Origin of the sequence: Nocardia implantans (assembly GCF_035544775.1) — a bacterium.
Lineage (GTDB): Bacteria > Actinomycetota > Actinomycetes > Mycobacteriales > Mycobacteriaceae > Nocardia > Nocardia implantans.
Genome location: NZ_JAYKYQ010000004.1, coordinates 504,233 through 528,007, shown reverse-complemented (window position 1 = coordinate 528,007; position 23,775 = coordinate 504,233). Strand labels below are relative to the sequence as shown.

General features: G+C 69.8%; 30 protein-coding genes. 11 read left to right on the top strand and 19 right to left on the bottom strand.

Going from position 1 to position 23,775, the window contains the following annotated elements; genetic code table 11:
* The first annotated feature begins 25 nt into the window (after positions 1-25).
* Positions 26-583 (top strand): WKL family lipoprotein, encoded by a 558-nt coding sequence (locus U3653_RS13050; protein ID WP_195078828.1) that lies wholly within the window; start codon positions 26-28, stop codon positions 581-583.
* Between the two features lie 63 nt (positions 584-646).
* On the opposite strand, the gene U3653_RS13045 is transcribed toward U3653_RS13050, so the two are convergent.
* Both U3653_RS13045 and dapA read right to left on the bottom strand, forming a co-directional pair.
* Positions 647-2,614: a ribonuclease J gene (locus U3653_RS13045; protein ID WP_323124731.1), complete on the bottom strand. Its 1,968-nt coding sequence runs from the start codon at positions 2,612-2,614 to the stop codon at positions 647-649.
* Positions 2,611-3,519, bottom strand: coding sequence for a 4-hydroxy-tetrahydrodipicolinate synthase (gene dapA / locus U3653_RS13040; RefSeq protein ID WP_195078827.1), 909 nt, complete (start codon positions 3,517-3,519; stop codon positions 2,611-2,613). The genes U3653_RS13045 and dapA overlap by 4 nt, the downstream gene beginning before the upstream one ends.
* A 148-nt stretch (positions 3,520-3,667) precedes the next feature.
* On the opposite strand from dapA, the gene U3653_RS13035 reads away from it, so the two are divergent.
* The gene (locus U3653_RS13035; RefSeq protein WP_195078826.1) at positions 3,668-4,111 is read left to right on the top strand and encodes a hypothetical protein; all 444 of its coding nucleotides are present in this window, start codon (positions 3,668-3,670) and stop codon (positions 4,109-4,111) included.
* 10 nt (positions 4,112-4,121) lie between these two features.
* Here U3653_RS13035 and U3653_RS13030 read toward each other — a convergent pair whose 3' ends face one another.
* From U3653_RS13030 to U3653_RS13005, 6 genes are all read right to left on the bottom strand, one after another.
* Positions 4,122-5,321, bottom strand: coding sequence for a winged helix-turn-helix domain-containing protein (locus U3653_RS13030; RefSeq protein WP_195078825.1), 1,200 nt, complete (start codon positions 5,319-5,321; stop codon positions 4,122-4,124).
* A gap of 451 nt (positions 5,322-5,772) precedes the next feature.
* Positions 5,773-6,792, bottom strand: a complete 1,020-nt coding sequence (locus U3653_RS13025; RefSeq protein WP_195078824.1) for a DUF8320 family protein — start codon at positions 6,790-6,792, stop codon at positions 5,773-5,775.
* Positions 6,785-7,981: an ATP-binding protein gene (locus U3653_RS13020; RefSeq protein WP_323124730.1), complete on the bottom strand. Its 1,197-nt coding sequence runs from the start codon at positions 7,979-7,981 to the stop codon at positions 6,785-6,787. The genes U3653_RS13025 and U3653_RS13020 overlap by 8 nt, the downstream gene beginning before the upstream one ends.
* Positions 7,982-8,073: 92 nt before the next feature.
* Positions 8,074-8,793: a DNA-binding response regulator gene (locus U3653_RS13015; protein WP_397069162.1), complete on the bottom strand. Its 720-nt coding sequence runs from the start codon at positions 8,791-8,793 to the stop codon at positions 8,074-8,076.
* A 307-nt stretch (positions 8,794-9,100) separates the two neighbouring features.
* A complete protein-coding gene (locus U3653_RS13010; RefSeq protein WP_323124729.1) occupies positions 9,101-9,232 on the bottom strand; it encodes a hypothetical protein in 132 nt (43 codons plus the stop codon).
* 11 nt (positions 9,233-9,243) lie between these two features.
* Positions 9,244-9,405: a hypothetical protein gene (locus tag U3653_RS13005; RefSeq protein WP_195078821.1), complete on the bottom strand. Its 162-nt coding sequence runs from the start codon at positions 9,403-9,405 to the stop codon at positions 9,244-9,246.
* 394 nt (positions 9,406-9,799) lie between these two features.
* Between U3653_RS13005 and U3653_RS13000 the strand changes: the two genes are divergently transcribed.
* The 3 genes from U3653_RS13000 to U3653_RS12990 are packed head-to-tail and all read left to right on the top strand — an operon-like array spanning position 9,800 to position 11,476.
* Entirely contained in the window at positions 9,800-10,135 is a 336-nt protein-coding gene (locus tag U3653_RS13000; RefSeq protein ID WP_195078820.1) for a hypothetical protein, read from the top strand.
* On the top strand, positions 10,110-10,637 hold the full coding sequence (locus tag U3653_RS12995) for a DUF6879 family protein (protein WP_195078819.1): 528 nt from the start codon (positions 10,110-10,112) through the stop codon (positions 10,635-10,637). The genes U3653_RS13000 and U3653_RS12995 overlap by 26 nt, the downstream gene beginning before the upstream one ends.
* Positions 10,634-11,476: a helix-turn-helix domain-containing protein gene (locus U3653_RS12990; RefSeq protein ID WP_195078818.1), complete on the top strand. Its 843-nt coding sequence runs from the start codon at positions 10,634-10,636 to the stop codon at positions 11,474-11,476. Before U3653_RS12995 ends, U3653_RS12990 begins: the two co-directional genes overlap by 4 nt.
* A gap of 91 nt (positions 11,477-11,567) precedes the next feature.
* On the opposite strand, the gene U3653_RS12985 is transcribed toward U3653_RS12990, so the two are convergent.
* The 4 genes from U3653_RS12985 to U3653_RS12970 all read right to left on the bottom strand — a co-directional run bounded on the left by U3653_RS12985 (position 11,568) and on the right by U3653_RS12970 (position 13,995).
* Positions 11,568-12,020 (bottom strand): flavodoxin family protein, encoded by a 453-nt coding sequence (locus tag U3653_RS12985; RefSeq protein ID WP_195078817.1) that lies wholly within the window; start codon positions 12,018-12,020, stop codon positions 11,568-11,570.
* Between the two features lie 28 nt (positions 12,021-12,048).
* Entirely contained in the window at positions 12,049-12,549 is a 501-nt protein-coding gene (locus U3653_RS12980) for a hypothetical protein (RefSeq protein ID WP_195078816.1), read from the bottom strand.
* A 34-nt stretch (positions 12,550-12,583) separates the two neighbouring features.
* Positions 12,584-13,330, bottom strand: a complete 747-nt coding sequence (dapB, locus tag U3653_RS12975) for a 4-hydroxy-tetrahydrodipicolinate reductase (RefSeq protein WP_195078815.1) — start codon at positions 13,328-13,330, stop codon at positions 12,584-12,586.
* A 215-nt stretch (positions 13,331-13,545) separates the two neighbouring features.
* Positions 13,546-13,995: a MarR family winged helix-turn-helix transcriptional regulator gene (locus tag U3653_RS12970; protein WP_195078814.1), complete on the bottom strand. Its 450-nt coding sequence runs from the start codon at positions 13,993-13,995 to the stop codon at positions 13,546-13,548.
* A gap of 75 nt (positions 13,996-14,070) precedes the next feature.
* Here U3653_RS12970 and U3653_RS12965 point away from each other — a divergent pair, with 75 nt between their 5' ends.
* Complete coding sequence (locus U3653_RS12965; RefSeq protein ID WP_195078813.1) at positions 14,071-14,505, top strand: MarR family winged helix-turn-helix transcriptional regulator; 435 nt, start codon at positions 14,071-14,073, stop codon at positions 14,503-14,505.
* A gap of 39 nt (positions 14,506-14,544) precedes the next feature.
* Here U3653_RS12965 and U3653_RS12960 read toward each other — a convergent pair whose 3' ends face one another.
* Positions 14,545-15,657, bottom strand: a complete 1,113-nt coding sequence (locus U3653_RS12960) for an alcohol dehydrogenase catalytic domain-containing protein (protein WP_195078812.1) — start codon at positions 15,655-15,657, stop codon at positions 14,545-14,547.
* 82 nt (positions 15,658-15,739) lie between these two features.
* On the opposite strand from U3653_RS12960, the gene U3653_RS12955 reads away from it, so the two are divergent.
* The gene (locus U3653_RS12955; RefSeq protein WP_195078811.1) at positions 15,740-16,132 is read left to right on the top strand and encodes a DUF4440 domain-containing protein; all 393 of its coding nucleotides are present in this window, start codon (positions 15,740-15,742) and stop codon (positions 16,130-16,132) included.
* Between the two features lie 115 nt (positions 16,133-16,247).
* Positions 16,248-16,694 (top strand): YbaB/EbfC family nucleoid-associated protein, encoded by a 447-nt coding sequence (locus U3653_RS12950; protein ID WP_195078810.1) that lies wholly within the window; start codon positions 16,248-16,250, stop codon positions 16,692-16,694.
* A gap of 185 nt (positions 16,695-16,879) precedes the next feature.
* Here U3653_RS12950 and U3653_RS12945 read toward each other — a convergent pair whose 3' ends face one another.
* Positions 16,880-17,368 carry an FBP domain-containing protein gene (locus U3653_RS12945; RefSeq protein ID WP_195078809.1) on the bottom strand — a complete coding sequence of 163 codons (489 nt, stop codon included), beginning with the start codon at positions 17,366-17,368 and terminating at the stop codon, positions 16,880-16,882.
* 211 nt (positions 17,369-17,579) lie between these two features.
* Between U3653_RS12945 and U3653_RS12940 the strand changes: the two genes are divergently transcribed.
* Positions 17,580-18,524: a YihY/virulence factor BrkB family protein gene (locus tag U3653_RS12940; protein WP_195078808.1), complete on the top strand. Its 945-nt coding sequence runs from the start codon at positions 17,580-17,582 to the stop codon at positions 18,522-18,524.
* Positions 18,525-18,653: 129 nt separating this feature from the next.
* A complete protein-coding gene (locus U3653_RS12935) occupies positions 18,654-19,082 on the top strand; it encodes a low affinity iron permease family protein (RefSeq protein ID WP_323124728.1) in 429 nt (142 codons plus the stop codon).
* 45 nt (positions 19,083-19,127) lie between these two features.
* Here U3653_RS12935 and U3653_RS12930 read toward each other — a convergent pair whose 3' ends face one another.
* Positions 19,128-19,277, bottom strand: a complete 150-nt coding sequence (locus tag U3653_RS12930; protein WP_195078807.1) for a hypothetical protein — start codon at positions 19,275-19,277, stop codon at positions 19,128-19,130.
* 375 nt (positions 19,278-19,652) lie between these two features.
* Between U3653_RS12930 and U3653_RS12925 the strand changes: the two genes are divergently transcribed.
* Positions 19,653-20,603, top strand: coding sequence for a helix-turn-helix transcriptional regulator (locus U3653_RS12925; RefSeq protein ID WP_195078806.1), 951 nt, complete (start codon positions 19,653-19,655; stop codon positions 20,601-20,603).
* Positions 20,604-20,647: 44 nt separating this feature from the next.
* On the opposite strand, the gene U3653_RS12920 is transcribed toward U3653_RS12925, so the two are convergent.
* The 4 genes from U3653_RS12920 to U3653_RS12905 all read right to left on the bottom strand — a co-directional run bounded on the left by U3653_RS12920 (position 20,648) and on the right by U3653_RS12905 (position 23,687).
* Entirely contained in the window at positions 20,648-21,469 is an 822-nt protein-coding gene (locus U3653_RS12920) for an RNA polymerase sigma factor SigF (RefSeq protein WP_195078805.1), read from the bottom strand.
* 90 nt (positions 21,470-21,559) lie between these two features.
* Entirely contained in the window at positions 21,560-22,189 is a 630-nt protein-coding gene (locus U3653_RS12915) for an STAS domain-containing protein (protein WP_195078804.1), read from the bottom strand.
* 6 nt (positions 22,190-22,195) lie between these two features.
* Positions 22,196-22,873, bottom strand: a complete 678-nt coding sequence (locus U3653_RS12910) for a PAS and ANTAR domain-containing protein (RefSeq protein ID WP_435406562.1) — start codon at positions 22,871-22,873, stop codon at positions 22,196-22,198.
* 211 nt (positions 22,874-23,084) lie between these two features.
* Positions 23,085-23,687, bottom strand: coding sequence for a PfkB family carbohydrate kinase (locus tag U3653_RS12905; RefSeq protein ID WP_324722371.1), 603 nt, complete (start codon positions 23,685-23,687; stop codon positions 23,085-23,087).
* Positions 23,688-23,775: the final 88 nt, after the last annotated feature.

The window sequence follows — 23,775 nt, the reverse complement described above, 5'->3', positions numbered from 1 at the left end:
CGGACTTCGAGTCGAAGGAAACAACGTGAAGCACCGCACTTTCCGGACCACCGTGGCCGTCGTCCTCACCGCACTGGCCTGCTCGCTCACCGCCTGCGCCTCCAACGACGACTCCTCGTCCACGAGCACCAGCGCCACCCCCGGCCACGCGGCCGGTGAGTTGGAGGGCGGCTCCGGCAAGGGCGACAAGGAGGCCGGCTCCGCGCCGACCACGCCGTCCTCGCCCGCACTGCCGAAGCCCACCGTGCAGCAGCTCAACGAGCGGCTGCAGAAGGCGTTCGATCCGAACGTGCCGAACACCGAGAAGATCAGCTGGATCCAGGCCGCCGAGCAGGATCCCTATCTGGTCGCCAACCTCGTCGACGCCGCTAAGAAGCAGAAGGTCACCGTCGAGGTCACCAACGTGGGTGATCCGAAGGACGGCAAGCTGAAGGCCGACGCCAAGGTCACCATCGACGGCACCCCGGTGGACGACGCGTTCATCCAGTTCGTGTCCGAGGGCGGCCAGTGGAAGGTCGACCACACCTTCGCCTGCAACATCGTCAAGAGCGCGAAGATCGAGTCGGCGGCCTGCCAGGAGTAGGCATACCGATACGGGAAAAGCGCCGGACAGCGCAGCTGTCCGGCGCTTTCGCTGTCGATGAGGTCAGACCCCGATGACGGTCGGCACGATCATCGGACGGCGACGGTAGGTCTCGGCCACCCAGCGGCCGACCACGCGGCGCACGCCCTGCGCGATGCGATGGGTGTCGGTGACGCCCTCCCCCGCCAGCCGCAGCAGTTCGGCTTCCACCAGTTCCGCCGCGTCGAGCAGGGCGGTGGGGTCGTCGGAGAAGCCGCGTCCGCTCAGTTCCGGAGTGCTCACCGCCTTTCCGGTGGTCTCGTCGATGGCGACGGTGATCGAGATGAATCCGCCCTCGCCGAGCACCAGCCGGTCCGACAGCGTCGACTCCCCGACGTCGCCCACCGACAGTCCGTCGACGTACACATGGCCCACCGGCACCCGGCCGACGACCGAGGCGATGCCGTCGACCAGATCGACCACCACGCCGTCCTCGGCCAGCACCACCCGCTCCTGCGGCACTCCGGTCGCCACCGCCAGCGCCGCGTTCGCGCGCAGGTGGCGCCATTCGCCGTGCACCGGCATCGCATTGGTCGGCCGCACCGCGTTGTACAGGTACAGCAGCTCGCCCGCCGAAGCGTGCCCGGAGACGTGCACCTTGGCGTTCTGCTGGGTGATCACCGTGGCCCCGAGCCGGGCCAGGCCGTTGACCACCGCGAACACCGAGTTCTCGTTGCCGGGGATGAGCGAGGAGGCCAACACCACCAGGTCGTCGGGACGGATGTTGATCTGGCGGTGATCGCCGCGCGCCATGCGCGACAGCGCCGACAGCGGCTCGCCCTGCGAACCCGTGGAGATCAGCACCAGGCGGTGGCTGGGCAAGGTGGCGGCGACATCCAGGTCGACGACCACGCCCTCCGGCACGGTGAGGTAGCCCAGATCCTGGGCGATCTGCATGTTGCGGACCATCGAGCGGCCCACGAAGCACACCCGCCGCCCGTACTTCTGCGCCACGTCGACGACCTGCTGGATGCGGTGCACGTGACTGGCGAAGGAGGCGACGATGACCCGGCCGTTCGCCTTGCCGATGACCGAGTCCAGCACGCCGCCGATCTCCCGCTCCGGCGTGACGAATCCGGGCACCTCGGCGTTGGTGGAGTCCACCAGGAACAGGTCGACGCCCTCGTCACCGAGCCGGGAGAATCCGGCCAGGTCGGTGAGCCGTCCGTCCAGCGGCAGCTGGTCGAGCTTGATGTCACCGGTGTGCAGGGCGACGCCGGCGGGCGTGCGGATGGCGACCGCGAGCGCGTCGGGAATGGAGTGGTTGACGGCGAAGTACTCGCAGCCGAACGGGCCGTGCGTGGTCTGCTGCCCCTCGGTCACTTCGATCAGCTTCGGGTGCAGGCGGTGTTCCCGGCATTTCGCGGCGACCAGCGCGAGGGTGAACTTGGAGCCCACGACCGGGATGTCGGGCCGCAGCCGCAGCAGGAACGGCACCGCGCCGATGTGGTCCTCGTGTCCGTGGGTGAGCACGACGGCCACCACGTCGTCGATCCGGTCCTCGATGGGGCGGAAGTCCGGCAGGATCAGATCGACGCCCGGCTGCTGGTCCTCCGGGAACAGCACGCCGCAGTCGACGACGAGCAGTTTGCCGCCGTACTCGAAAACCGTCATGTTACGGCCGATTTCGCCGATGCCGCCGAGGGCGACCACACGCAGGCCGTTCTCGGGCAGAGCGGGCGGGGCGCCCAGCCGGTCGTGCGCGGCGATCGGATCCGCTTGCGCCGGAGGCTCTTCGGCCCGCCGTGCGCCGGACTGTCCCCGTCCGCGGCCCGCTCGACGGGACCCGGAATCCTGCCCTCTGGCCGCTCGGCGCGTCTGCGCAGGCGCTGCCGGCTGCTCGGCCGGTGCGGCGGAAACCGACGTTTCGGCCAGTGGAGGCTCGGGCAGCGCGACGGGCTCCGGCGGCGCGGCCTGCTGCGCCGGAGCGGGTGCGGGCGCTCCCGCGGGGCGGGACGCGCTGCGGCGGCGACGGGGTAGGGACTCGTTCACGACAGCACTCCGACCGCTCGCAGGTCCGCGGCCAGCGCCTCCAGCTGCTCGCCGGTCGGCATCAGCTGGGGCAGCCGCGGCTCGCCGACCTCCACTCCGAGCAGCCGCAATCCGCCCTTGCTCATCGCGACGCCGCCCAACCTGGCCATCGCGGCGTGCAGCGGCAGCAGCGTGGTGTTGATCTCGCGGGCACGCACGACCTCGCCCGCGGTGTACGCCTCCAGCAGCGCGCGCAGCCGCTCCGGCGCGAGATGCCCGATGACGCTGATGAATCCGGCCGCGCCCACCGACAGCCAGGGCAGGTTGAGCGCGTCGTCGCCGGAGTAGAACGTCAGGCCGGTGCTCGCGATGAGTTCGGCGCCCATGTTCAGGTCGCCCTTGGCGTCCTTGACCGCGACGATGCGCGGATGCTCGGCGAGCTTGCGGATGGTGTCGCTGGCGATCGGCACCACCGATCGTCCGGGGATGTCGTACAGGGTGACCGGCAGGTCGGTGGCATCCGCGACGGCGGTGAAATGCGCGACCAGTCCCTCCTGGGAGGGCCGGGAGTAGTACGGCGTCACCACGAGCAAACCGTGCGCACCCGCCCGCTGCGCGTTGCGCGCGAGTTCGATCGAATGTGCGGTGTCGTAGGTGCCCGCGCCCGCGATCACCGTCGCGCGCGTGCCGACGGCATCGACGACGGCACGCAGCAGATCCGCCTTCTCCGATTCGGTGGTGGTCGGCGATTCACCGGTGGTCCCCGAGATCGCGAGCAGGTCGACGCCGCGGTCGACCAGGCGGGCCGCCAGCGCGACCCCGGCATCGACGTCGAGCTTGCCGTCGGCACTGAAGGGGGTCACCATCGCGACACCTACCGTGCCGGACGCACGCAGCTCCGTTGGCGTCGATTCACCGTTCGTCATGGTCAGAAAGGCTACCCGGTCCGGGACACGCCCTCGACACCGTCGTCGGCGATCAGGCCGCAACAAGGACGCGAATCCATATCACCGGCAGCGGCATGATGTCATTTTGCCGCTTGCCTGATGTCATATATGACGTCAGACTGACATCATGGATTTGAACAAGTACACCAGCAGGCTCGGCGAGAACCTGCTCGCCGCCGCCGCACTCGGCGACGAGAAGACGCAGGCCACGGCCGCCGCACTGGCGGCGGCCACCGAAGGGCCGGCCCGCTTGGTGCTGCTGGCCGCACTGTCGGAGCTCGCGGCCGAGGTCAGCGCCGCGCTCGGCGACCGAACGGTGCACGTCTCGGTCGACGGCACCGACGCCTCCATCGATGTGCGCAAGAGCACGACGGGCGAGGAAGCCCCCAGCTTCGAGGAGATGACCGGAGACATCAGCAGGGTCACGCTGCGGCTGGTGGAGCAGATGAAGGCGCGTGCGGAAGAGGCTGCCGCACAGAGCGGTCAGTCCCTGAACTCGTGGCTGTCGAGCGCCGTCCACGGAGCCTTGCGCGACCAGATGCGCGGGTACGGGCCCAAACGAGACACCTGACCCGAACGCGCTACAGCAGCGCCGCGAGATTGCCGCGATCGCCGACGACGACCTCGTCCAGTTCCAGCCAGTCGGCCATCTCGCGCAGCGCGCCGCCGAGTGCGTGCGCGGTGGCGGCGGTGTCGTATCCGGGCTCGGCGAACGCGGCGGGCACCCACAACCGGCCGCTCGCGCGTTCCGCCCGCAGATCGACGCGGCCGACGAGTTCGCCGTCGAGCAGGAACGGGAAGACGTAATACCCGTGCACCCGCTTGTGTTCGGGGGTGTAGATCTCGATGCGGTAGTGGAAGTCGAATATTCGCTCGGTGCGGGCGCGGAAGAAGATGAGCGGGTCGAACGGGCACAGCAGCGCCGCGCCTTCGATGCGGCGCGGCGTGGGAGCGCCCGCCCGCAGATAAGCCGGTTTCCCCCAGCCCGCCACCTCCACCGGGATCAGCTCACCCGCGTCCACCAGATCGGCGATGGCCGGTTCGGTCTGAGTGCGCTCGAGCCGGTAGTAGTCCCGCAGGTCCGCTTCGGTGCCGATGCCGTGCGCGGTGGCGGCGCGCAGCACGAGTTCACGCACGGCGTCCGGCTCGGCCACGTCGCGGGCCAGCACCTCCGCAGGCAGCACCCGCTCGGTCAGGTCGTAGTGCCTGGCGAAGCCCACGCGCGTGGCCACCGACAACGCGCCCGCCGCGAAGAGTTGCTCGCAGATCATCTTGGTATCGCTCAGATTCCACCAGGAACCCTTCGGGCGCGGCTTGTCCAGCTCCAGGTGGCGCTCTACCTCGCCCGCGGTGGCCGGGCCCACCGCGGTGATCACGTCCAGGATGTCCTTGCCCAGGGTGGGGTTGCGCTCGACCACCTTGCGCATGCCCGACCAACGCCCGTGCTCGTATCGCCGCATTCGCCAGCGCAGCAACGGCCAGTCCTCGACCGGGATGAGCGCTGCCTCGTGCGCCCAATACTCGACGAGCGACCGGGGCTGCCGCGAGCCGTTGCTCCATGCGGCCTGATCCAGGATCGTGCGATCGTAGGGGCCGATCCGGCTGAACACCGGCGCGTAATGCGCCCGCACCACCGCCGACACCGAATCCAGCTGCAGCAGTTGCGTGCGGTCCAGCACTCCCAGCACCGTCCGCCGCGTGATCCGACCGGGCCTGCGCGCCCCGAAACCCTGGGCCGCCAATGCCGTTCGCCGCGCCGCCGCAGCACCCATCTTCCGCATGACAGGCAACGATGCCACGAGGCACCGACAGTGTCTGATTTCCAGCGCCTGCGGCGCTGGGTGTTCGCATGCTCGGTCTCGCTTCGCTCGAAACCGGTGGTTGAGGTGGTGTGGTCACGTGACGTGGCAACGGCGCGGCCCGGGAAGCATCCGTTGGCAATAGCTGGGGACCGGGTCGGGCGATCAACGTACTCGGAGGGGCCGATGCTCGGTCTCGCTCGGCTCGGCTCGGCTCGGCTCGGCTCGGCTCGGCTCGGCTCGGCTCGGAAGACATGGTTGAGCCGGTGTGGTCACGTGACGTGATAACGGCCTGAGGCCAGGTCGGCCATTGGGAGTGGCTGAGAACCGGGTTGGAGCGGTCAACCTACGCGGAATGGAGCGACTCCGATGTCGCAGATGGGCCGTGGAAGCGCGCGGCAAGTTTCGTCGCGGTGGGAGCCGCGTCGGCAGGTCAGGTGGATACCGTGATCGTGCCGGTGGCGTCTATCTCGGTGCGGCGGTCGCGGTCGGACGCGGTGGCCAGGACGGTGGCCAGGATGCGGCGGCCGGTCGGGAGGATGCGGACGGTGACCGAGCCGTCGTTGGCGGCGTCCAGTTCCCTGGTGGCCGCGTCGATCACCTGCTGGCGCACCTGATGCGGGACGCCGGTGAAACCGCCGTCGTCGAGCAGGATCACCTCCACGCCGCGGGAGCGGGCGCCGCGGGCGGCGCTGCTGAGCTGGTCGGTGGCCAGCTGCGGGGCCCGCAGCCCGTCGCGGAGTTCGGCTTCCAGGAGCCTGCACTGTTCGCGCTCGGCGGCGGTGAGTTCGTCGCCATCGGCAATGCGTTCCAGGATCGGGCGAGCGACCGCGTCCAGCCGCGCCAGCTGACGGGTGCGTTCGGAGTTCTCCGCGGCCATCGCGGCCTCCGCGGCGGCGCGCATGGCCGCTTCCTCGCGCAGCAGCCGCAGCGATCGCTGGGTGGGCCGCATGATCGCCGCGAACAGGGAAACCCCGGCCACCGTGGCGACCGGCACGATCGAGCCGACGGCGACACCCACCCGCAGACCGGCCACCATGCCGACCACGGCGATCACCACGCCGATGCCGGCGACGCCGAGCCAGGCCGCGGCCAAGCGTCCGCGCAGCACCAGCACGGCCAGCACATAGGAGGCGGCGAACGCCGTCCACACCTGCTTGGACCAACCGTGCTCGACGTCGAACGACGTCAGGGCGGTGGCCAGCGGACCGGAGGCGGCGACGAATACGGTCGCCTGCCACGGCAGCGGATCGGTCGGCGCCGCCACCACCACGACTCCGGCCAGCGCCAGCACGACCAGCGCCGCGATGGCGGCTGCCACCGGCGATTCGGAGAAGTTCCTGATCATGTACAGCGCGATGGTCGCTTCGAGCACGGTCAGGAACAGCCAGGCCGCGCGGTCGCGGAGCCCGAGCAGATCGCGCAACCCGAATTCGGTTTCCTGCTCAGCCATTTCCGCCCCACACCAGCGTCACGGTCGTCCCCTCGCCCGGCTCCGACTCCACGAACCCGGCGCCACCGGCGAGCTGACGCATGCGGCCCAGGATGCTCACCGAGATGCCGAGCCGATCCACGGGCACTTCACTCAGATCGAAACCCGCGCCGTCGTCGCGGAACACCACCCGGATACCACCGGCGCTGATCGTCACCGTGACGGTCCGGCGCACCTCGCGCCCGGGGACGGTGGCGTGCCGCAGACTGTTGCGCGCGGCTTCGGCCAGCGCGGCCGCGATCGTGCTCGCGGCGTCCACCGGCAGGTGCAGATCGTCGAATCCGGCCCAGCGCCGTGTGGTGAACCGGATGCCGGGGTTCACCTCGTGCACGGCCGAACGCAGGAATCCGATGGCGGATTGCGCGTCCAAGCGGTCGGGTTCGGTCTCCGCGACCCGGCACTCGTCGAGTTGTTCCAGGGTTCGTTCGGCCTGGCGGCGCAGCACCGGGGATTCGGTCCCGGCCCGGGAAGCGTCCAGCAGCGTGGACAGCACCGCGTCGTGGATCAGCGCGGCGAATCGCGCGCGTTCCCGTTCCCTGGCTGCCGCACCGGCGACCGCCGCGGCGCGGCTGCTCTCGATCGCCGACTCACGATCCACTCGGGCCGCCGCCGCCCTGGCATAGATCACGCACCACAGGAACAGCGCGCTCAACCCGGCCGCCCTGGCGAAATCGCCGAGCAGCGCCAGGGCGGTGGTCTCCCGCAGCACGATCAGATTGACCAGTGCGCTGAACGCCGCGCCCACCACCAGGTAGGTCACGGCCAGCGGCGGCCGCCAGGCGAGCACGGCCGCGAGAACGCCCAACGCCAGCACGCGGTACAGCCACACCGAAGCCGCCTCTTCGGCATTCGGCACCGCGTACGCCAGCGGAACCACCGCCATGGCCCCGAGGAAGCTCACCGCCGCCGCACCGGCCACCCGCTGGATCACGCGCGTGCTCATCCCGACCGAGACGACCGCGAGCGCCGGGAAGAGCCCGAACGCCAGCGCCACCTCGACGGCCGTCCACCGGACGGGCACGAAACGACTCTGATCGGCGATCTCGGGCAGTTCCACGATCGCGGCGATCACGCCAGCGATGCCGATGGCGAAGCCGAACCGGCGCAGGATCCGATCGGCGGCGCCCTCGGAGGCCTTCTCCCTGGACAACGCGAGGACGCCGCGACGCCAACGGCTCGCACGTGGCCGTTCGCGTGGGAGGGAGCGAGGGTGCGACGGGGTGTCCAGCATGCTGGACGCGGTCATCCGCGCGGCTGCCGCTCTGGCACCGGGAGCCACCCGTCCTCCACCGCCCGCTTGTACAGGTCGGTCTTGGTCGGCGCCGGCCGACCGGCGTCGGCGTACTTCTGGCGGATCCGGCCGAGATAGTCGTTGACCGTCTGCTCGGACAGACCGGTCAGCCGCGCGACCCGGGAGGCCTTCTCCCCGGACGCGTACAGCGTGAGCACTTCCTCTTGGCGCGGGCTCAGGCCCACGTTCGACAATTGCGGATCGCCGTCGATGGCGGCGGCCCAGTCGGTGGTGACCACCTGTTCGCCGCTGGCCGCACGACGCACGGCGGCGACGACGGTCGGCACGTCCTCGGACTTGCGCACCACGCCGAGCACCCCGGCGCGCGCGGCGGAGCGCACCAGGAACGCGTTGTCCGCGCCGGTGAAGACCAGTACCTCGATGCCGCGGTCACGCAGGGCGCGCACGTTGTCCTCGGGCGAGGACCCGTCGGCCAGCCGCAGGTCCAGCACCACCAGATCGAGCTTCGGCGCGCCGTCGGCGGCGGCCAGCAGTTCCGGCACGGTGCCCGCGGTCAGCACCAGATCGAGATCCCTTTCCGGCGCAAGCATCGCGGCGAGACCGATCGCGACCGACTCGTGGTCCTCGACCAATCCGATCCGGCGCGGGGCGTTCTCGCTACCTTCGGCCCAGGTCACCTGGTTCTCCCATCCCGAGCTACTCGTCCACATCCCCACCGCGACAACATCGCAGACAGTATGCCGGGCAATGGCGTGCCGTGGTCAGACACCAGAATTCGGGGGATTCACGGCATGAGCCCGGCCGCGAGCGTGGCGCCCAGTTCCCAGCACCGCCGCAGGTCCTCCTTGGCGGGCGGGCCGGAGTCACCACCACGGCGGCCTGCTCCCAGCCGTCGCGGTGCCGCCCACCCCCGCTCCGCGCACCCTCGTCTACACCGGTCTCAGCTCGACGGCGCAGGCGGCCGGTGCGTCGAGGAGCGGAATGTCGAAGTACCGCGCGGCCCGGCGGCGCTGCGAGTCAGCCGCCTTCGTCCTCGATGCGCTGCCGGATCGCCTCCACCGTCCGGTCCTTCGGGAGGCGCTCTGGCCAGCAGACGACCGCGACCAGCACGGCGCCGGGCAGCGCGAAGACCAGCACCCATCCGAGCATGATCCACATCCTCAGACCTCCGAGTCTCGCACCGAGATCGGCTCCTCCTCGATGGTTTCCAGGAGGCCACGACGTGCGGCGAGCAGCAGGTCTTCGTCCACCGGGACATATGACACGGCGGCGAAGGCATTCGCCCTGTGGGCGTGGAGTTTCGCGTAATCGTCCGGGTCCATCGGCCATCCGTCCGGGTGGACGAATGACCATGACCCGTCGTCGTGCTGGAGATGGCGCGGGCCCTCGCCTTCCGGTGCGAGCCCAAGTTTCCGAGCATCTTCGTCGTCGCGTCGCGCGGATAGGTCCACGGCCGCCCCTTCCGTCGTCTAGTGGCACCCGCCGCCGGGGAGTAGTCACCGACCCCAGCACCACAGCGGGGGCAGCGTGCCGAGACTGTCGCCTCGGCATCGACCCGGCGGCGGGGCTTGAAAATGCACGCTAAGCGTGGGAAGCCCCCTTCGGATAGAAAAGTGCGCGTGAGTGCGCAAGTGTTGTCAAAGACCGAGCAACACAGAAGAATCAGCGCACAGTTGCACACTTCGGCCCGCACACGCGCCACGAGAGGACAGCACCATGAAGGTTCGATTCATCGGCGGTGAATCCGGTGGCGACGGATCGCCCCGGCTCTACGTCACCGAGACCGATCCGCCGCGCTACGCGGCGCAGGGTTGGCTGACCGACGATCCGGGCACCGTCGAGATCCCGCACAAGTTGCTGTGGTTCACCGAGCCGGGCACCTGCATATCGGGTGTGCGCGACACCGGGCACGGGACATTCCTGCTGACGGGCGAGCCTGTCACCGACCCGGAAGCGCTGGCGATCATGCAGATTCCGACCCACGAGACGGCCGTGTTGGTGCCGATCAGTCAGGAGGTGCGCCCGGATGCGCCTGCTTCACGGCGCTGCTGAGCTGCGACCGGTGTTCGCCACCGCCCAGCGTTCCGCCTTCCACCTGGAAACGCACGACGACTACGCCAGCGAGTCGGAAGCCGAGTCGCTGTCCGCCTTCCGCGCCGACGAGACCACCGACCCCGGAGGGGAATGGTTCTCGGGCTGGACCAACCACGTTGCCGCCACGGTGGCGCGCGGGGTGGAGGTGCGGCGTGCCCGTATCGTCACCGAGCCACACACGCTCTACACGCGGTATCTGCTCGCGCTGAGCCGCCACAATGTCGCGGCCGGTGAGGACATCCGCTATCTGGCACGGCACTACGCCGATCCATCCGACTCGGCCACGGAGGATTTCTGGTTGTTCGATGAGCGGGCGGTGGCGTTCTCCCTGTTCGATGCCCGCGGGTTCTGGGTGGGGGCGGCTCTGACCGACGAGCCCGTGATCGTCGCGCACGCGGTCGCGATCCGCGACCGGGTGTGGTCGGCGGCGACTCCGTTCGAGGAGTACGCGGACCGATGAATGGGGCGGCACGGGCGAAAGTGGCTCTTGGAGCACGACTTCGAGAGCTGCGCAAAGATGCGGGGCTGGACGGGCGGCAGTTGTCCACCGCTGCCGGGTGGCACTGGTCCAAGACATCCCGCATCGAGCACGGCAAGCAGATGCCGAGCGAATCGGACCTGGCGGTGTGGTGCCGGGTGTGTGACGCGAAGCTAGCGCTACCCGATCTGGTCGCGGCGTTGCGCAACGTCCGGGCGCAGTGGGCCGAGTGGCGGCGTATCACCGCGACCGGGCACACCCGCCGACAACAGCGCGGTCAAGAACTCGAATCCGAAACACGGCAGCTTCGCATCTACAACCCCACCATCGTGCCCGGCCTGCTCCAGACCGAGCCGTACGCCCGTGCGGTGCTGGCGCAGTGCATCGGATTTCTCGGCACCCTCGATGATCTGGACACCGCCGTTGCGGCACGAATGGCACGGCAGGACATCTTGCGCAGCGGCGGCACGCGGGTGGTCGTGCTGGTCCACGAGGCGGCGCTACACACCACCCTCGGAGACGACAAGGTGACCGCCGGGCAACTGCGGCACCTGCTCGACGTGGCCTTCGGGAATCCGCGCCTGGGCTTCGGCGTCGTCCCGCTGCGAGCCGGGTTCGTCTACCTCTCCGGCAGCTTCCACCTGTTCGATCGTCGGCAAGCGCTGATCGAAACCGCCAGCGCCGAACTCACCATCACCGCACCGAGTGAGCTAGAGCTATACGAACGGCTCTGGGACGGGCTACACAGCCAGGCCGTCTACGGCGACGCCGCCCGAGCGCTCATCGTGCGAGCCCTGGAGCGGCGTACGGGGGCTGCGTGAGATCTGGCGGAGCATAGAGGCGGCCTCCGACAGTTTCGGCGCGCTGCCCAGGCACAATGTGAGCCCAACTCGGCTGAAGCGACACCACTGCTCATTCCATGAGCTGGGCCGCCACTGTCGCCCCGAGCTCCCAGCACGCTTCCAGGTCGGCCTTCGATGGCTGACCCGAGACCACCACGTACTCAGCGGCTTTCACCCACCCCAGGCCGGTGGTGATCGAGGTGACGCCCTTCTCCGCACCCTCGGTGCCCTCGTTGCCGTGAAAGTACGCGCCGAACGGGCGGCCACGGGTGGAATCGAGACAGGGGTAGTAGATGACATCCAGCCCGTGTTTGAGGGCGCCGCTCATGTACCCGAGGTTGGCCGGGGTGCCGAGCAGGTACCCGTCGGCCTCCAGCACGTCGGTCGGCGACAGGGACAGGGCCGCGCGGCGCACGACCTCCACGCCTTCGATTTCCGGATCGGTCGCGCCGGATACCACGGCCTCGAACATCGCCTGGCAGTGCGGCGAGGGCGTGTGATGGATGATCAGCAACCGGGCCACCTTGCGATGGTATCGGCCCGCGCGAGCGTCAGTCGGCGCCGCGCTCGTGCCGTTCCAGCGCGACCGCGCGGCGCATGGTCTCGCGGGCTCGGGTGCGGTCGCCCGCGTAGTCGTAGGCGCGGGCGAGGCGATAGGAGACGCGCCAGTTGTCCGGGTCGGCCTCCCACTCCGCCTTGACCGTCGCGAACAGCTCGTCGGCGGCCGCGCGTTCGATGCGGCCGGACGGCATGCGCGGCAGCGCGGAGGTGTCGAGTTCGAGCCCCTCGTCGTGGATGCGCCGCGCCAGGTGCTGATGCGCCAGCGCCGCACGCACCGTGGCCACCACGATCCACACGCCGAGCAACGGCAGGATCAGCACGCCGACGCCGATCACGATCGCGGCCACCTCGCCGGAACCGATCAGGCTGAACGCGATCCGGCCCAGCAGCAGGAAGTAGAAGACGAGCACCAGGACGAGCGCCGCGATCGGCGCCACTACCTTGACGACCTCCCCGCCGCCCTTCCGGTCGTCCGGCTCCGAGCCGCTCACGGTCGCGCTCCGGCGCGGCCCGGCTGCCGGGCGCTCACAGGTCGAGGAACGGGTCGAGTCCGACGGTGAGACCGGGGCGGTTCGCGATCTCCCGCACGCCGAGCAGCACACCGGGGGCGAAGGATGAGCGGTCGATGGAGTCGTGCCGGATGGTGAGCGTCTCACCTTGCGTGCCGAACAGCACCTCCTGGTGGGCGACCAGACCGGCGAGGCGCACCGAGTGCACGCGCACGCCGTCCACGTCGGCGCCGCGCGCACCCTCCAGCTCGGTCGTCGTCGCGTCGGGGCTGCGGTCGAGGCCCGCCTTGTCCCTGGCGGCGGCGATCAGCCCCGCGGTGCGGTAGGCGGTGCCCGACGGTGCGTCCGCCTTGTTGGGGTGGTGCAGCTCGATGACCTCCACCGATTCGAAGAATCGGGCGGCCTGCTCGGCGAAACGCATGGACAGCACCGCGCCGATGGCGAAGTTGGGCGCGATCAGCACGCCGACCTCCGGGCGACCCGTCAGCCAGCCGCGTACCTCCGCCAGCCGGGCCTCGTCGAAACCGGTGGTGCCGACCACCGCGTGGATGCCGTGCTCGACCAGGAACTTCAGGTTCCCCATCACCACGTCCGGGTGGGTGAAGTCGACGACCACCTGGGTGTCCGCCGCGGTGAACTGGTCGAGCGGATCGTCCTTGTCGACGGCCGCGACGAGTTCCAGATCGTCCGCCGCCGTCACCGCCGCGCAGATCGCCTGTCCGACTTTGCCCCGCGCTCCGAGCACTCCGACCCGAATGGTCACCGCACCTCCTCGTTCCGTTCCCGGTCGGGAATCAGCCTAATGGGCCGGGCCGACCGCGATCCCGCCGCCCGACGGTGACCGGGAAGGGGCGGCAACCCGACTTCACCCCTCGACCCACGCCGGTCCGAACACAGCCGAGGCGGCCGCTCGATGAACACTGCCGGACGCAGTCCGTCTTTGATCCGCGCCGGGCCGAGCGAAGGCGAGGCAGCCGCCTATTGCGCCGCCCCCCGCGGCTCCCCGACCTCCGCGTCGGGAACGCCGCCGAGGTTCGCGACCATTCGTTGCAGGATCCGCATGGTCTCGGCGAACTGCTCATCGCTGATCCCTTCCGCCAATTGCTTTCTGCGCCGGGCGATCCGGACGAAGGCCTCGTCGTGGGTGCGGCGGCCCCGCTCGGTCAGCGACAGCAGGCCGGCGTCGTCGCGGACCAGTCCGTCGGCGACGAGTGCGGCCAGTTCGGCGGGCCATTCGGAGTCGTCGGTCCAGAAGGTGTCGAGCGCGTCGCGGATGTCGTCGGCGCGCTGCGGCCCGTCGGCCAGCGAGTGCGTGACCTGCCAGCGCCTGCGGCTGAACCCGCCGGAGGCGAGGTCTTCATCGAAGCGCTCGTTGATCAGTCGATCGAGTTCCACCAGCCAGTACCCGATGCCACGGTGGATGGCCATCAGCACTCCTATACATGTTGAGCAACAATTACATGTATTCTTACATATAAATCCACGGCATGACAGAGTGAACACATGGACGAGCACGACGCGATCACCGTCGCCGTCGAAGCGGCGATGGTCCGGATCCGGCGCAGGCAGACGCGCGGTGCGCTGAGCGACGGCGCGATTCCCGTCGCCGTGTTCCGCGCGCTGGACGCCGTGGCCGACGGCGCGGCCGACACGGTCGGCGCACTCGCTCCCGCACTCGGCGTCGATCAGCCGAGGGCCAGTCGCCTTGTCGCCCAAGCGGTGTCGGCCGGCCTGCTGGAACGCGTCGCCGATCAGCGCGACGGACGGCGGTCGGTCCTGCGCCTGACCGCAGCGGGAAACCGGGCGGTGGCCGCGGCAAGAGCGGGCAGGCGCACCGCCATGGCCGCCGCGATGGCGGACTGGACCCCCGCCGAGCGCGCGGAGTTCGCCCGCCTGCTCGAACGATTCGTCGACCGGATGGACCGGCCCGCCGACTGAGCCGCTCGCGCCGGACGCGGAGTCCGGCGGCGGACCGGGTCAGTCGAAGACGATGACCTGGCGCAAGGCGTGGCCCGCGGCGAGTTCGTCCATGGCGCGGTTGATCTCGTCGAGCCCGACGTGCGCCGAGACGAGCCGCTCCACCGGCAGGCGTCCCGCCCGCCACATGCGGACGTACTCGGGAATGTCGCGCGACGGCACCGCGGAGCCGAGGTAGCTGCCGACGATGGAACGCCCCTGGGCGACCAGGGCCAGCGGCGAAATGCTCGCGCGCGCGTCGGGAGCGGGCAGTCCGACCGTGACGGTGGTGCCGCCGGGAGCCGTCGCGGCGACAGCGGTCTCGAAGGCGCGGACGTTGCCCGCGGCCTCGACCACCACCTCGGCCTGCACACCGAGCTCGGCGACCTCGGCCGAAGTGTAGGCCGCGTGCGCGCCCAGTTCCCTGGCCAGCGCCAGCTTCTCCGGCACGGTGTCGACCGCGATCACCGAGTGCCCCTCGGCGGCGAGCGACACCGCGACCAGCACCGCCGCCATACCGACGCCGCCGAGGCCGACGACCATCACCCGGTCGCCTGCGCCCGGCCGCGCCGAATTCAACAGCGCCCCACCGCCGGTCAGCACGGCGCAACCCAGCACGGCGGCCACCTCCGGAGGCACGTCGTCCTCGACCGGCACCACCGACCTGCGATCCACCACCGCGTGCGTGGCGAAAGCGGAGACACCCAGGTGGTGGTGCACGTCGGCGCCGGCACGGGACAACCGCCGCCCGCCGTTGAGCAATTCGCCCGCGTTGTTGGCGACGCTTCCGGGCACGCAGGGCGTGCGGCCGTCGGTCGCGCACCCCACGCACTCGCCGCACCGCGGCAGGAACGTCATGACCACGCGCTGCCCGACCGCGATGTCGCCGTCGCCGGGACCGACCGCTTCCACCCGGCCCGCTGCCTCGTGGCCGAGCAGCATCGGCACCGGCCGCACCCGGTTGCCGTCCACCACGGACAGGTCCGAATGGCAGATCCCCGCCGCCTCGATCCGCACCAGCAGCTCTCCCGGCCCCGGCTCGCGCAGCTCCAGGTCGCATACGGTGATCGGCGCCGACTCGGCGAACGGCGCCGGCGCCGCGATCCGCTCCAGGACCGCTCCACGAATCTTCATGCCGCCGACGCTACCGCGCCCGGTGGTGCGAGCACATCGGACGGTGGCCGCCGCCGGACGCGGCCCGCGTACGATGCCGCGCATGGCGGTGGATCTGGTCGACGCGGTCGTGCGATTGCACGCCGACCTCGCTACGTGGCTCGGATCGCAGGCGCCCGCGGAGGTGTTCGAGCGGTTCGCGGCGGCGCAGCACGAGCGGTTCAGCATGGTGACGATCGGTGGCGAAGTGCTGGGGCGCGGCGCGTTGCTCGCGGGGCTGCGCGGTGCGCGCAATTCCTCGCCCGGGTTGGCGATCGACGTGTCCGAGATCGAGGAACTCCTGCGGGCCGGCGGCACCGCGGTGGTGCGGTTCCTGGAGACGCATCGAACGGACGCGAGCGTCACCCGTCGCCGGGTGACCGCCGTGCTGACGACCGACGAACCCGGCGGACCACGCTGGCTGACGGTGCACGAAACCGACTCCGCACCGGCCTGATCCTTCCCAGCCCCGGGATGTTCGCGGTGCGGCCGCGTCCTGCGTGCCGCACAATTCCTGCCGCGTTCCCGGACGCGATTCGGTGGCCGGGAACGACGTGGACTCGAGGAGGTCGGTGCCGGTGGACCGGTGGGAACGCGACGGCCTGCGCTCCGCCAACAGCGGAATCCGCAACCAGGTCGACCACATCCTGGACGCGCTCGCCGAGCAGCGCCCCCACGTGGCGGAGCTGCGCGACAAGCTGTCCGCCGTGCGGTGCACGGCCGAGTCGGCGGACAAACTGGTGGAGGTGACCGTGGACGCGGCGGGGGTCATCGTCGACGTGCGGTTCGCGCCGACCGCCCTGCGCGGCACACCGGAACAACTGGGCCGTTCGGTCACCGAAGCGGGCAGGCAGGCGGCTCGGCTGGCCCGTGAGCGGCACGCGGCGATCATCGCGCCGCTGGTCGCCGAAGCCGACGCGATACCCGACCTGCCCGATCTGGTTCCCGGCGCTCCGAGCTTGCGCGCGGTGTGGGACCCCGCGCGCGAGGAGCCGAAGGGCTCGAACCCAGAGCCGTGATTCCTCGCCGGACGGGACGACCCGGCCGGTCCGGGCAGACTCGACCGGCGAGGAATCACGACCACCCCGAGTTCGGTTCCAACGACTCGGGGTGGCTCGTTCGTGCGGTTGTCGAATGTCGGCACATGGCATCTACCTCCGTTCTGGCGGGCAGCGCAGCGGCTGCGGTGGATGGGCGAAGGCGATCAGGCGTAGAGCTTCGCCAGGAAAGTGTTCAGGTTGTCGCGCACCCGCTCGATCTTCTCTTCGGGCGTGAGGTCCTCGCGGTACCGACTGCCGAGCGCGGGCCGTTTCTTGTTGCGCGCGTACAGCGAGCAGGCGAGATCGGTGCACATGTAGGTGCCCACCGAGTTGCCCCTGCGCCCTGATTCGCCCGCCTTGTGCGCGGTCATCAGCGAGACGCCGCCGCCGGTGTGGGTGGTCAGGCAGATCGTGCACATCTGCGCCCGGCCGGTGCCGCCGGTGGCATAGCGCAGCGCCACGCCGACCAAGCGGTCGTCCTGCGGGACGACCAGGTAGCCACGCCCCGGCAAGGACGGATCGCTCCAGCCGAGGAAGTCCAGGTCCGCCCAGGGCCGGTCGTCCAGGTCCTTGGGCACCGGCAGCCGCTTGGCATCGCCTTTCGAACAATTGACGAACGACGACCTGATGTCGCGTTCGGTGACGGGTTCCACGAGGGTTCTCCTTCGTATCGATCGGTGGACAAACCCGAGAGACCTTACGGTTCCGCGGTGGGAGAAACAACGGATTTTCTGCCCTCCGCGCACCGTGCGCAGCACCAGCCAGAGGACCCGGCGGTACCGAATGGCCTTGCCCGCGAAGGTGTTTCGCGGCCGTCCCGGCGGGTATCCACCGCGTGCTGGAGGTGTGAGGGTGGCGCAAGAGATGCAGAAGACATTCGCGGCGCGGCACCGGCTGCGCGGGCCGGCGGATCTGCCGTGGCGATCGTGGTGGGGCGCGGTGAGACGGTCGGTCGGCGAGTTCCAACGGGACAATCTCACCGACTGGGCCGCGGCACTGACCTACTACAGCGTGCTGTCGCTGTTTCCCGGGTTGATCGTGCTGACCGCAGGGCTCGGCATGCTGGGACGTGACGACACCAGGGCGCTGGTGGACACCATGCGCGAGATCGCGCCCGGCAGCGGCACCGACCTGCTCGTCGACGCGGTGAACAACATCGAGGAAGCGCAAACCCCGGCCGGACCGCTGGCGCTGCTGGGTCTGGCATCGGCGCTGTGGACCGCCTCCGCCTACATCGGCGCCTTCATGCGCGCGACCAACGCCATCTACGACATCGCGGAGGGGCGGCCGGTCTGGAAGACCGTTCCGGTGCGGGTCGCCCTGACCGCCGCGGTGGTGGTCCTGCTGGGCGTCTGCACCGTAGGCGTCGTCGTCAGCGGTTCGCTGGCCGAGCAGATCGGCCGGTGGCTGGGGCTCGGGCAGGCCACGATCACGGTCTGGGGCATCGTCAAATGGCCCGTGATGATGGTGTTGATTGCTCTGGTCTTCGCCCTGCTGTACTGGGCGGCGCCGAACGTGCGGCAACCGGGATTCCGCTGGCTGACTCCCGGCAGCGCGCTGGCCGTCCTGGTCTGGGCCGGCGCGTCGTGGGGGTTCGCGTTCTACGTCGGCCACTTCGGCTCCTACAACCGGGTCTACGGCTCCCTGGGTGGCGTCGTCGTGTTCCTCGTGTGGCTGTGGATCTCGAACATCGCGGTACTGCTCGGCGCGGAACTCGACGCCGAACTCGCGCGAGCGCGCAGCATGGCCCACGGCCACCCCGAGGATGACGAGCCCTACTTGCCGCCGCGCGACGAGCCCGACGAATGACCGGCGACGGCAACGGTTCCGCGAGCGGCACCGGGGCTACGGCACCCCCTCGAAGGGCCGCGGCGTTTCGGCGGGACCGCTCGCGGTAACTCGAAACCCGTCTGGATCGGCATTTTCGAGAGGACTCCTATGGCTCAGCACACGGAAAACCCCGCCGCCGCAAGGCCCGCGACCATGCCGTCGGACATCAAAGGAAAATTATCGGTGTTCGACCGCTTCGCGACAGCGGCCAGCGCGCTGGCCTCGAAGGCGGGATTCTTCGTCTTCTGCGTGATCCTGGTCCTGGTGTGGGCGCCGACGATTTTCGTCCTGCCGAGCGTCGACACCTGGCAACTGGTCATCAACACCGCGACGACCATCATCACGTTCCTGCTCGTCGCGTTGCTGCAGAACACCCAGAGCCGCTCCGACGCCGCCGTCCAGCAGAAACTCAACGCCATCGCCGACGGACTGGCCGATCTGATGCGAGAGATCAGTTCGGAGCATCCCGAACTGCTGCGTCACCGCCGCGAACTCGCCGACGCCGTCGGACTCGAGAACCGCGAGAGCGCAGGATGATCGGCGCGCAGGCCGGTGGCGCCGGCCCGCGCGTCCGCCGACCGGTCACCGCCGCTCGGTCTCGCCGCTCTCCTCGGCTTCCCGGATCGCTTCGGCGAGTTCACGGCGCAGGCGCTCGGCGTTCGCCTCGTCACCCGCGTCCGCGGCGGTGGTGATGTCCTGGCGCAATTGCGCGATCGTGTCCTGCGAGACCATAGGACCTCCCTCGTCTTTCCGACGGTTCCAGTAGAAGGGCGGCGCTTCGCCCCTCGTGCTCAGGGTGGCCGCTGGCGTGCGGACGAAACACCCGATGCCTGTTCGGCCCCGCCAGCACGCCCGTCCGAACCGCTCCACCGGTCCCGTCGCGCGGTAGAGTAGGAATCCCCCGACGGTTGAACCCGAGCCGAAGCGGGTATCCCCTTTTGCAGTGTGCGCCGGATCGATCTCGTCGCACCATGTGGTACCAACCGCGCCTCCCTGTCTGCATGACAACGGTTGTGACCAGTCCGTACGCCGAGCAGAGCGGCTCGACAGTTCCTCTACGACGTGCTGGGCGGGATGCCGTATGCGAAAAAGCAGGAGTGCCGCAGGATGAAGTCATTGGCCTTCCACAGCGACAGCTTGGGCGACACGGAGGATTTCCTCAATCTCAATTACACCAGGATGCGGATCGCGAACAGCACTGGTGTACCGGTGCGGGCGGACATCACCCGCACCATGCTCGGTCCGGTGAGCCTCGATGATCTCCACTTGAGCTTCGACATGAACTACGTCGCCCAGCCGCTGGGCAAGATCTGCCTGTTCGAAGTGGACTCGGGGTCGATCGAAGAGAACTACGCCGACGGCACCGACTTCTTCCAGCCCGGCGAGCTGGGGCTGCTCACTCCACCGGATGTGCCGTATTCGGGTGTGATCCACCACGCCCGCTACCGCATCACGATGTTCGACCCCGAGCTGCTGACCAGGGTCGCCGCCGCGAGTCCCGGTCACGACCTGGAACCGGTGCGCCTGACGGGACATCGCCCGGTCTCCGCGGTGGCGGCGCGGCAGTTGTCCGGTGTGCTCGAGCACATGCGCGGTCTCGCCGCGGACAGCGTCGCCAGCGAGGCGCCGCTGATCGCGTCCACCGCCGCGCAGTACCTCGCCGCCACCGTGCTGCACACCCTGCCGAGCACCGCGCACCTGGAACCGACGGCGAGCGACCGCAACGACGCCCACCCCGACACCGTGCGGCGCGCGCTGGCGTACCTCGAGGCACACGTGCGCGACGACATCAGCGTGGCCGACATCGCCGCCGCCTCCTACGTCACCGTCCGCGCGCTGCAACTGGCGTTCCGCCGCCATCTGGACACCACGCCCATGGCGTATCTGCGGCGGCTTCGCCTGCGCGGGGCACACGAACAGCTGCGCGACTGCTCGCCCGACGACGGTCACACCGTGACCTCGATCGCCGCGGCATGGGGCTTCGCGCACCCGGGACGGTTCGCGACCGCCTACCGCGGCGCGTACGGACGATCCCCCCATACAACGCTCAGCGCGTAACGCCGAGGCGTCCGCGCGGCGGGTCCGCTCGAGCGCGCTCGCGGTCAGTCCCGCATGGCGCGCTCACGCAGCTCCGCGAGTGTCCGCGACAGGACCCGGGAGATGTGCATCTGCGAGACGCCGAGCACCGCGGCGATCTGCGCCTGCGTCCGCCCTTGGAAGAAGCGCATGTGCAGCACGCGCCGCTCCCGCTCGGGCAGTTCGGCGAGCAGTGGAGCGATCGCCAATGCCTCGTCGGTCAGCTCGTAGGATGGGTCCTCCGCGCCGAAAGTCTCCGCGACCGCCACCGAGGTGCCTCCGGTGTCGTCGTCCTCGACGACCGCGTCGATCGAGTTCGCGGAGTAGGCGTTGCCCGCCAGCAGCGCCTGCGTGACCTCGGTCAGGTCCAGGTTCAGCTCGACGGCGATCTCCATGGCGGTGGGCATCCGTTCCAAGCGCTGGGAGAGCCTTTCCACGGCGGGGCCGATGGTCAGCTGGATCTCCTTGATCCGGCGCGGAACCCGCACCGCCCAGCTGTGATCGCGGAAGTGGCGACGCACCTCGCCCATGATCGTGGGGACCGCGAAGGACAGGAACGACGGTCCCCGCGCCGGATCGAACCGATCCACCGCGAGCACCAGCCCCACCGCGGCGATCTGGTACAGATCGTCGTAGTTCTCTCCCCGGCCGACGAAGCGACGGGCGATGTGCTCGGCCAGCGGCAGGCACCGCCGCAGGATCGCTTCGCGCAACCGCGGGCGTTCGGGATCGTTGTCCTGCATCGCGGACAATCTCTCCAGCCACGGCTCGATGCCGTCGTAGCTGTCTGTTCCGCGTCGCGTCCGTCGGGGCGTGGCGGTCCTGTGGTTCGCGGTCGCCAATGACATGAGCTTCCTCGATTCCCGTTCTCCGCGATCGGCGCGCTCACCGGCAGGTGAACGAGGCGATGATCGCCGGGTAGCCGCCTGACGGCTGCCTCAAGCGCTCGTGGGCGGTCTTGTTCGTATTTCGGACGGCCGGCGGCTGGAATGTGCGTTCTCGGCACCCCGCGTCTCGGCGAGACGCCGCCGCGGCGCGACCCCGCCCGACCGGCACCCGGGTGCCCGCACCGCGCGACCGTGCGCCGCGGGCGCCGGACAAGCGACGACCGGCACACTCCGTCCGATATCGAGGACGTCCACGATGCGCCGCACCGGGCCGTCGTCGGGCACGGTCACGCCCAGCGTGACGTCCGCTCTCGCGCCCCATCGCGCCAGCCGCAGCAGCATGCGCACGCCCGCGCAGGAAAGGAAACGCACCCCGCACAGGTCGATGACGACCGACGTGGGTTTCGGTGTTGTGTCGCAGTAGTTTTCGACGACATCGGTGATCGCGGTGAAGTACTCGTCGGCGGTCGCCGCATCCAGTTCACCGTGCGTGAGGAGAAGGAGGCCGTCCGCGGTTCGGATGCCTTCCACGCCGTTCTGACAGGTCATGCGCACCTCCGGCGGCCGGTGTCGGCACAAGATCGCATGCTCGAGCCTGACAGCCATCACCGTGGATGTCAGCGCGACAGACGAAGTCCGACCGGCCGGATATCCGGAAAACGAAGTGCGCCCGGGCCCCACGCACGCTCACTCCTGCGGTATGCGGTGGTGGACGGTGAGCAGGATGTGGTCGAACGCCGCAACCAGGTCCGCGGGTGGCGGCGGCACGAGCGGGAGTTCGGCGATCAATTGCTGGGCGAGCGCGCGCAACTTGGTGTTGGTCTCCTGGGAACGCCAGCGCAAGACCTGGAACGCCTGATCGGCGCTGATCTGGTAGATGCGCATGAGCACGCCCTTGGCCTGCTCGATCACCGCGCGATTCTCGTAGAGCCCCGGCAGGGTGGCGGCGAGCATGGCTTGGTGCGCCTCGGCGATGGTGCCGGAAAGGTCTACGTAGAAGCCGGAGGTACCGACCGCGGCGCCGGTGTCGTCCAGGATGCGGTCGGCGACGACGAGCACGGTGTGTTCCTGGCCGGACAGGTCGATGAACCGATGCCTGCTCGAGAAGGTCTCCCCGTGCTCGACGGCGCGCTCGATGATCTCGGCGACGTGCGTGCGGTCGTCCGGGTGTTTGTGCGCGAGCAACAACTCCGTCGTCGGCTCGATCTCGCCGGGCCGGTAGCCGTGCATGCGATACACCTCGGCCGACCATTCCCAGCGACGATTGGCGAACCAGAACCGGAAACTTCCCACCGAGGGCTGATCGGGCAGTACGGAGCCGTCGGCGGGCACGTCGGACACGCGGGGCTGCATGTGTTGAGTCATGAGTGCAATGCCTCTCCGAGGTACAAGGGGCTTGCGGCCGCGACGCCACCCGGATCACCGCCATCCCTTCGACGGGATCACACGTACGTGGGCGTGTTCGGCCGAGAATCCGCTGTTGACTCAACGGCCGGCGCGCGCACATCGTGGCGGTAGCCGGTGACCTGCGACCCAGTATGTCATCCGGGTCCGACTCGGAGATGACGAGGCTCGGTTACCACGGGAACATCGAGGTAGCGCCAGGTTTTCGAACTTCGAGGTGATCGTCTGGCACACAAGGGTTTTCTTCGCGAACCGCCACCGATTCCCTCTCCGAGTACGCCGCGGCGCCGCCCGACCCGACGAACTCGGCTGCCGCGAGCACCGCACGGCGCACCGCGCTCTCCGGTCCGCGCCCCTCGGCCAAGCGAACTGCGGCGGCGACGGCGAAGCTGTCGCCCGCGCCGCAGGCATCACCGCCACCCGGCACCCTTTCCACGGACGCAAGCGGGATGCGCAGCCGCTTGCCCGACGCACGCAGGCACAGCAGGGCGCCTTCCGTTCCGAGGGTCACCGCGATGGCATCGACGGCCCACCCTTTGGCGAGCTTCCACAGGTCGGGTCCGTCGTCGAGCCGCCCGGACAGCAGGGTGAGCGCTGCCGCGTGATCGGGGGTGACCAGGGCCGCGCCCGGGACCGGGACGGGACCGCGCGGAGAGGGATCCCAGACGATCGGGATGTGTTCGGCGCGGGCGCGCAGCACCTTACGGATCTGCGGATGGGCCGCGGCTGCGCCACCGTGATCCGAGACCAGGACGGCGCGCGCCGCCGCCAGCACGGCGACCGCCTCTTCGGGAAGCGGGGGGGGGCGGGCCCGCCCCGCCCCCGCGGCGGGGGGGGGGGGGTGGGCGGGCCGGGCGGGGGGG